We start from the raw sequence: 4,254 nt of genomic DNA, 5'->3' as shown, positions 1-4,254 counted from the left end.
CAGAATTGCCAGGCTTTCCGGCATCCCCGCCCCTGTCCACGACTGTGATGGAGACCATGTGGCGCTGAACCGCGCCGGGGGCTAGAGTGGCGGCCATGCGAGCCCCCTTCCGCAACGCGCTGCTGGGCGTGTTCGCCGCCGCCATGCTGACCGCGCTTGCCGGCGGCGCCCTCCTGCTGCATTCCCCGGCCATGCCGGAGGCGGCCGAGGCCGGCCCGGCCGGCGGCGCGCCCTCGGCCGATGCCGCGCTGCCGCTGCCGCCCGAGCCGCCCCGCCTGGCCGACAGCCCGGAATACGAGGCCTGCCTCGCTTTGCTGCGCGGCGACCCGGAAGGGGCCCTGGCCCGCGCCAGCGAGTGGGAGGAAAAGGGCGGCGGCGACCCCGCCCGCCATTGCATGGCCCTCGGCCTGCTGGCGCTCGGCGAGCCCGAGCGTGCCGCCCCCCGGCTCGAGCGCCTGGCCGGCACCTCGCAGGCCGGCGCCCCGGCCCGCGCCGCCATCTATGCCCAGGCCGCCCAGGCCTGGATGATGGCCGGCGACACCGCCCGCGCCTATGCCGCCACCACCCTGGCGCTGAGCCTGAACCCGAACGACACGGCGCTGCTGGTCGACCGCGCCATCGCCGCCGGCGCCATGGGCCGCTATGGCGAGGCGCTGCAGGACCTGGACCACGCCATCGCGACCGATGCCAGCCGCACCGAGGCCTGGGTGTTCCGCGCCGCCGCGCTGCGCCATCTGGACCGCGCCGAGGACGCGATGCGCGACATCCAGCAGGCGCTGACACTGGACCCGCGCCACCCGGAAGCCCTGCTGGAACGCGGCATCCTGCGGCAGCTCAAGGGCGACACCAGGGGCGCGAAGGAAGACTGGGAACGCACCATCGCTCTCGCCCCGGACAGCGCGGCGGCGGACCTGGCGATGCAGAACCTGGCGTTGAACGAAGCAGGGCCTCGAAGGCGCTGAGGAGAAGAGACGGTCAGGCCAGGGGAATGAATTCCCCTGGACCCCTTCTTTTTTCTGTTCTGTTGGCCGTTTGAAGACCAACGCCTCGCCCGAACCGTCATCAGGGCATCACGGCGGGACGCGGTTCTGGGGAATTCATTGCCCCAGCCTTCAAACCTCTTTCTGAACCCTCTGGCTCATCAAACAAGCCACCACCACGATCGCCCCGCCAGCCAGCGTCGTGACCTCCGGCAGCGTCGACCACAGCAGGAAATCGGCCAGCATCGCCCAGACCAGGGCAGAGAATTCCAGCGGCGCCAGCTGCGCCACGCTGGCGCGGCGGAAAGCCACCGACAGGCAGATCGTCGCCGCCCCGGCGAAAAGGCCGTTGGCCGAGAGCGCCAGCCAGTCGCCGGCACCGGGCGGCACCCAGTCCATCGCGGCAAAGGGGGCCAGCACCAGGGCGCCGGGCAGGGCCGACCACAGGATCAGCTTGGACAGCCCGGCCTCGTGGCGCAGGCTGCGGTTGATGGTCAGCACCGCGGCGTAGCAGACGGTGCCGAGCAAGGCGTAGGCATAGGCCAGCAGGCTGCCGCCGGCCTGCAGGCCCGGGGCCATGGCGACCAGCACGCCGCTGAAGCCGACGCCGCTCCACAGCCAGACGCGGCCGGGCATGGCCTCGCGCAGCACCAGGGCGGCCAGGCCCAGCGTCATGAAGGGCGCGGTGAAATAGACCAGGTAGCCCTCGGCCAGCGGGATCTCGCGCAGCGCCTGAAAGAAGCCGACGGCCGAGCCCAGCATCGCCGCGGCGCGCAGCAGGTGCAGCCAGGGGTGGCGGGTGGACAGCTCGCCGCCCAGGTTGGGGCGCAGCGCCCGCGCCCCGAACAGCAGCGCCAGCATCACCAGGTGGCGGATCAGCACCACCTGCGCCACGGTGTAGGACCCTGACAGCAGCTTGCTGTTGGCATCCAGCGTGGCGAAGAGGCCGAGCGCCGCCAGCATCAGCACCGAACCCTGCACCGCGCGTCCCCCTGGGTTTGCGGCCGGCTTCTCCGCTGCCGGCGCCACCGCGTCAATTCCCACCCTTTCCTTGCGCCGCCGGGCAAGGCACAAGCGGCGGGCCATGACCCCTGCCCTCGCCTCCGCCCTGATGCCGCTGATGCGCGGCATGGACCCCGAACGCGCCCACCGCCTGGCGCTGAAGGCGCTGGCCTTCGGCCTGGCCGGCGCCGATTCCTCCGCCGACGACCCGGTGCTGGCGACGCAAGCGCTCGGCCTCGACTTCCGCAATCCGATCGGGCTGGCCGCCGGCTTCGACAAGGATGCGGTGGCCGTCGCCGCGCTGATGCGCCTGGGCTTCGGCCTGGTCGAGCCCGGCACCAGCACGCCGCGCCCGCAATCGGGCAACCCGCTGCCGCGGCTGTTCCGCCTGCCCGAGGATGCAGCGGTGATCAACCGCATGGGCATGAACAACGAGGGCGTGCAGGCCTTCGCCAGCCGGCTGGCGGCGCTGAAGCGGCCGCTGCCGGCGGTGCTGGGCGCCAATATCGGCATCAACAAGGAAGGCGCCGAGCCGGAGCGCGACTATCCCGCGCTCTATGCCGCGGTCGCCCCCTTCGCCGACTATGTGACGATCAACGTCTCCTCCCCCAACACGCCGGGGCTGCGCGACCTGCAGGGCGAGGCGAAGCTGGCCGCCATCCTGGCCGCCGTCGCGGTGACCCGCGCCGCCGCCCCGCGCCAGCCGCCGGTGCTGGTGAAGATCGCGCCGGACCTGGCCGACGACGCCGTGCCGGCCCTGGTCGAGGCCTGCGTGCAGAACGGCGTGGCGGGGCTGATCGTCAGCAACACCACCATCGCCCGCCCCGCCAGCCTGACGAGCGCCCACAAGGCCGAGACGGGCGGCCTGTCCGGCCAGCCGCTGTTCGCGCCGTCGACCGCGCTGCTGAAGCGGGTCTATGGCCTGGCGGCCGGCCGGCTGACCCTGATCGGCTGCGGCGGCGTCAGCAACGGCGCCCAGGCCTATGCCAAGATCCGCGCCGGCGCCTCGCTGGTGCAGATGTATGCCGCCTTCGCCTATGCCGGCCCGGTGCTGGTGCCGCGCATCAAGCGGGAGCTGGCCGCGCTGCTGAAGCGCGACGGCTTCGCCCATGTCCACGACGCCGTAGGAGCCGACGCCCGATGAACATCCTGGAAAGCGTGGCGCCGCTCGCCGACAGCCATGACGGCTTCGTCCTGGACATCTGGGGCGTCCTCCATGACGGCGCGACCCCCTATCCCGGCGTGCCCGAGGCGCTGCGCGAGCTGCGCGCCCGCGGCAAGCGCATCGTGCTGCTGTCCAACGCCCCGCGCCGCTCCTGGTTCGTCGCCAAGAGCCTGACCGCCATGGGCATCGAATCCAGCCTCTACGACGGCATCGTCACCAGCGGCGAGGTCGCCTGGACCCTGCTGCGCGACCGCCGCCACCCCTGGTTCTCCCGCCTGGGCAGCCGCGCCTTCCATATCGGCCCCGAGCGCGACCTGTCGGTCATCGAGGAACTGCCGATCACCCTGGCCACCTCCCCCGCCGAAGCCGATTTCCTGCTCAACACCGGCCCCGAGCCGGAGCGCGGCCCGCAGAGCGTCGAGCCCTATCGCGCGCTGCTGGCCGAATGCGCCGCGGCGAAGCTGCCGATGCTCTGCACCAATCCCGACCGCGCGGTGATGGTGTCCGGCCAGCGCCTGATCTGCGCCGGGGCGCTCGCCGATGTCTACCTGGAGCAGGGCGGCGACGTGCTGGAGATCGGCAAGCCCGACGCCATGGTCTACGAGACCGTGCTGTCCACCCTGGCCCTGCCGCCGGCGAAGATCGTCGCCATCGGCGACACGCCGCACACCGACCTGCTGGGCGCCGCCAATGCCGGCATCGACGCGGTCTGGGCGCTGACCGGCCTGGCGCTGAACCATTTCGGGCCGAACCCCTCGCCCGAGGCGCTGGCCGCGGAAGCGGTGCGCGAAGGCGTCGCGCCGATCGCGGCGCTGCGGAGCCTGCGCTGGTAAGAGAAGACAGAGGCAGGCCAGGGGAAGGAATTCCCCTGGACCCCATCTTTTTTCTGTTCTGGCTGCCGCGGCCTGCCGGCCAAGCGGGACGCTGCACTCAAGCCCCATCCAGAATATTCAGAGTCCCGCCGCCCCCACTGGTGACGCCTCCGGCCGCGCGCCGACCTGCCAAGGGCCGTTAATCAGATAAAAGATGGGGGTTTGGGGGAATTCATTCCCCCAACCTGCCCCTGCCCAAGCTTCCTGTTCCCCAGCCCCACGCCCAGTCGACCCC

General features: G+C 71.8%; 4 protein-coding genes. 3 read left to right on the top strand and 1 reads right to left on the bottom strand.

The window, feature by feature from the left end:
- Positions 1–95 precede the first annotated feature (95 nt).
- Positions 96–962 carry a tetratricopeptide repeat protein gene (locus BKE38_RS27410; RefSeq protein WP_076960355.1) on the top strand — a complete coding sequence of 289 codons (867 nt, stop codon included), beginning with the start codon at positions 96–98 and terminating at the stop codon, positions 960–962.
- Positions 963–1,112: 150 nt separating this feature from the next.
- Here the strand turns inward: BKE38_RS27410 and BKE38_RS27405 are convergent, their stop codons facing one another.
- Complete coding sequence (locus tag BKE38_RS27405) at positions 1,113–1,961, bottom strand: DMT family transporter (RefSeq protein WP_242662590.1); 849 nt, start codon at positions 1,959–1,961, stop codon at positions 1,113–1,115.
- Between the two features lie 103 nt (positions 1,962–2,064).
- Here BKE38_RS27405 and BKE38_RS27400 point away from each other — a divergent pair, with 103 nt between their 5' ends.
- Both BKE38_RS27400 and BKE38_RS27395 read left to right on the top strand, forming a co-directional pair.
- Positions 2,065–3,126, top strand: coding sequence for a quinone-dependent dihydroorotate dehydrogenase (locus tag BKE38_RS27400; RefSeq protein ID WP_076960354.1), 1,062 nt, complete (start codon positions 2,065–2,067; stop codon positions 3,124–3,126).
- Positions 3,123–3,980, top strand: a complete 858-nt coding sequence (locus BKE38_RS27395; protein ID WP_076960353.1) for a TIGR01459 family HAD-type hydrolase — start codon at positions 3,123–3,125, stop codon at positions 3,978–3,980. Before BKE38_RS27400 ends, BKE38_RS27395 begins: the two co-directional genes overlap by 4 nt.
- Positions 3,981–4,254: the final 274 nt, after the last annotated feature.

Source organism: Teichococcus deserti (assembly GCF_001982615.1).
GTDB lineage: Bacteria > Pseudomonadota > Alphaproteobacteria > Acetobacterales > Acetobacteraceae > Pseudoroseomonas > Pseudoroseomonas deserti.
This window is presented reverse-complemented; position numbering and strand designations above follow the sequence as displayed.